The following is a 4,119-nucleotide window of genomic DNA, read 5'->3' as shown; positions in this document are numbered from 1 at the left end:
CTTATGAAAATTAGAACCTTTATTTTTTTCATTGCACTGTTTTCGTCATATTCAATTATGGCGCAGAAAGATGATGAAGCCGTAAAATTCCTAAATGACTACATAAAAAGTAAAACCAAAAACAAAATTATTTACACCGAAAAGATATGGCCATCTACTCTAAACGATATAAAACGAGCACTTGGAAAAACGAAAATTCAATTGAGGGAAAACAATCCTGATAATATAAAAACCATACTTCCTGAAAAAATCATATTTACTGAAAAAGAAATGAAGTATGTTTCAGAAGAAATTGAAAAGAACAACAATAACGGTTGGGTCAAAAATAAAGTTGTTGATGCTCAATTTATTGCAAGAGATACAATAGAAAGTTATTTAAGTAAAAAATCGTCATTCTATATATATCACAGTTTTTCAAAGCCAATTTTTTTAAGAAATAATTCTATTTGCATTTTTTACTTTGACGAAACTGAAGGTGGAAAACTCGCAACTTTTGTGAAAGTAAATGGAAGTTGGAAATATTTTGCGGAATTATATTCGTGGATAAGCTAAAGTACTACCGCTAACAGCGGCTAGTAGCCATTGCTGGTTTTTCTTGGTTTCACGCTTGTTTTTCACGTAAAAATTCTATCTTAGCTGACAGTACGCAGTTCGCTGGTTTCACAAAAAGCCACTAGCCGCGAAACGTTGGCAGTAATTTTAAAACTCAGCATAACCGAGAACAAAATTTATGACGAAAAAAATTCTCTTTCTTTTCTCTTTTTCATTCTTGACGCTTAGTTGTAATTACTTTGAGGAAACGAGTGACAAAGTTTCATTCTATTCTACAATTTCAGAATCTGACAAAATAAGAATTAAGCCAAAGAGATTTAATCAAAATGAAAGTGTTAGAGAAGATTCATGCTTTGAAAATACAAACAAATATCAAGTTGATGACTTAAAAGAGATTGAAAACTTTGAAAAACTATTTGAGAATTCTGAATATACCGGATATTGTTGTTGTCCTGATACAGACTTTGCAATTGACTTTTACAGAGAATCACAAAAGATTGAAACTTATTTTGCAGACACAATAAAGTACGTAGATAAGGTTCAAGTCTTTGAAGAATCTTTTCAATTCTCATTTTTAATTGACAAGAAGAAATGGAAAAGTTATTTGATGGAAATTGAGAATAAATAATAAAAACTACTGCCAACAGCTGTTATCCGCTATAGCTGGTTTTTCTTGAGTTGTACCATTATTTTCACGTAAAAAGTTTATCTTAGCAGACAGTACGCAGTTCGCTGGAATCGCTACAGTCGGATAGCAGCGAAACGTTAAACCACATTTTGCGTTCCCGATTTCAGCAGCAATTTTTGTATAAAATTCAAGTCCATTTTTTTTCGGTTTTTTATAAAAATCATTCAAGAAAAGATGCCGTTGACAAAAATCAGAAACTGGAAAAGTGTTGCGGAAAATGTTTGCAGAAAATCAAACCGTATTTTTTCCAAGTTTGCGTTGAAAATTTATCAGAGAATAAGCAGAAACGAGAAAGCAGAATCCGAAATAGAAACCGGAAAATCAAACTGGTTACGTTGCGTGCTCAAGTTTACGTCGCAAAAAATGGTTTAACAGCGGTTAGTGGCTATTGCTGGATTTTCGTAGTTTCACGTTGGTTTTTCACGTAAAAACTTTATCTTAGCTGACAGTACGCAGTTCGCTGGTTTCGCAAAAAGCCACTAGCCGCGAAACGTTAGCTGCAAGGCAAATCACAACTTTTTGCATAAAAGAACGTCTTAAATTTCAAAGCTCAATATTTGTTAATAAATTGCAGGCTAATTTTTTAATATGGACAGAGAACAATATGGACTAAATAGTAACAGTACTAGTACAATTTTTACTTTTACAAGTAATGGAACTAATGGAGCAGTTGATAAAGCAATTAAATATACACCTACTATAAATCAAAATGTTTATAATCTAGCCTTTGGAGATATAGTAACCATTAGTGATGATGGAGAAGTAGTACAAATAGATGATACAGCTATTAGCGGAGATAGAGACTTAGTTTTAACAACTGTTGCTTCATCAATATATGAATTTACAAATGACAATCCTGATAAGAGAGTTATCTTTAAAGGTAGTAATGAAGCACGTACTAGACTATATCGTAGAGCAATAACAATTAATTATGATGAAATATCAAAAGATTTTTATATCTTTGGCGTTAGAAAACGTGATGATGGAATATTGGTTCAAGAAGATTTTGATCCAAATACTAATTGGCACGCATATTTAATAGAAAGAAAAGAAGATGAAAACAACAAAGAAGAAAGTGGTGCTCAAGAGTAAGCCAGTGAAAAAAGCTACTATTATTCTTGATAAAGCATTAGACAAAATTAAAGAGATTAAGTTAGTATCTACAAAAGATGAAGAACTTATAAACTCTGAATTGATACTTAAAGCTTAAACAAATAAGCCTTAAAACTAAGCCTCTAAATTATGGAGGCTTTTTTATTCCTTTAATTTGCCCAGCAGCTAACAGCCGTTATCCGCTATAGCTGGTTTTTCTTGAGTTGTACTTCTTTCTTCACGTAAAAATATTATCTTAGCAGACAGTACGCAGTTCGCTGGATTCGCTACAGTCGGATAGCGGCGAAACGTTAGCAGTAATCGTTGGAAAAATCAACTTTAAAAGCGACAATATGAAATATCTACGAATTATAATAATAAGTCTTTTTATGGCAAACTGTAACCACGATGATGGTGAAGAAAATGATATCGATGTTAGCCAAATTCCTTTCCCTGAAGCTTCATTCAAAATCACTTTAAAGAATGATTTTGAAATCTTTTCTACTATACATAGCTCAGAATATTCATTTGACGCTAATGGAAATGTACTTGCAGAAAAATACATTAGTAACGATAATCCGGAACAAAGTTTTTTTAGTACTTTTCAATATGACGCCAATGGCAGAATCCTGAGTGAAACCCGAAATAATCATATAGTTTCTCAAGTAATTTGGAACGGTAATACGGCAATAGTTTACAATAATTCAAATTACCCTACGACTTTTGTTTTTATGAATGGCAATTTATCAGAAGTCACTTCTGCGAACTCAGATATCCACAGAATCAATTATGATGTGAATAATAATATTATTTCTGAGGAAAGGAATAATGAAGTTTTTGTCGAATACCTGAATTATAATTTAACAGTCCCAAATCCTACGAATGTCTTAAAATCAATAGCCATTTTAAGATATAATTCTCGCGCATTTTCAAATAATACTTTTGAAACTAAAAAAGCATATCCATACGAAGGCGATGACTTTAGTATACCTCTGACTTACTACCAATTTCAATATACACTCGATGAAGATAACAGAGTAACTACAATTACTGATGACGAAACAAGTATCTACAAAACATATTTTGAGTACTACTAAATACGACTACTGCTAACAGCTGTTATCCGCTATAGCTGGTTTTTTATTGAGTTGTACTTCTTTCTTCACGTAAAAATATTATCTTAGCAGACAGTACGCAGTTCGCTGGATTCGCTACAGTCGGATAGCAGCGAAACGTTAACCCATATTTTCCAGAACCGCATTTCAGTAGCAACTTTAGTTGTAAATTCAAATTCATTTTCCGTTCCAGGTTTTTTAAAAAGTAGTTGAACACAAAATCCGTTTTCAAAAGATATTTACTAGAAAAAGTTGGCGGAAAACTGAAAGTTGAAAATCGTTGCGGAAAATGTTTGCGGAAAATCTAACCGAATTTTTTCCAAGTTTGCGTTGAAAGTTTATCAGAGAATAAGCAGAAACGAGAAAGTAAAATCCGAAATAGAAACTGGAAAATGTAACTGGTTACGTTGCGTGCTCAAGTTTGGGTTGGAAAAATTGGGTTAACAGCAGGTTTTGCGCTATTGCTGGTTTTTTCTTGTGTTGTACTTCTTTCTTCACGAAAAACTTTTATCTTAGCAGACAGTACGCAGTTCGTTGGCATCGCAACAGACGCAAAGCCGCGAAACGTTGTGCGATATTTTTTGAAAACCGCAGTAAAAATGTAACTTTTAATAAAAAAACTGAATTAGTAATGATAAGTAAATTGAAATATCTTTTTGTTGTTTTACTTTT

Annotated in this window: 4 protein-coding genes; all 4 read left to right on the top strand. The window is 32.5% G+C overall.

Features of this window, described 5'->3' with window-relative positions:
* A partial coding sequence (locus SK086_RS13530) for a hypothetical protein (RefSeq protein ID WP_324692333.1) occupies positions 1-552 on the top strand: 552 nt, incomplete at its 5' end.
* A gap of 178 nt (positions 553-730) precedes the next feature.
* Positions 731-1,180, top strand: coding sequence for a hypothetical protein (locus tag SK086_RS13525; RefSeq protein WP_324692332.1), 450 nt, complete (start codon positions 731-733; stop codon positions 1,178-1,180).
* A gap of 648 nt (positions 1,181-1,828) precedes the next feature.
* Positions 1,829-2,332, top strand: coding sequence for a DUF6934 family protein (locus SK086_RS13520; RefSeq protein WP_324692331.1), 504 nt, complete (start codon positions 1,829-1,831; stop codon positions 2,330-2,332).
* 389 nt (positions 2,333-2,721) lie between these two features.
* A complete protein-coding gene (locus SK086_RS13515) occupies positions 2,722-3,429 on the top strand; it encodes a hypothetical protein (protein ID WP_324692330.1) in 708 nt (235 codons plus the stop codon).
* Positions 3,430-4,119: the final 690 nt, after the last annotated feature.

It is taken from the genome of Flavobacterium cheonhonense (assembly GCF_035671315.1).
In the GTDB taxonomy this organism is placed as follows: Bacteria; Bacteroidota; Bacteroidia; order Flavobacteriales; family Flavobacteriaceae; genus Flavobacterium; species Flavobacterium cheonhonense.
Note: the sequence above shows the minus strand (reverse complement) of the source record. Positions and strands in the feature narration are given on the sequence as shown.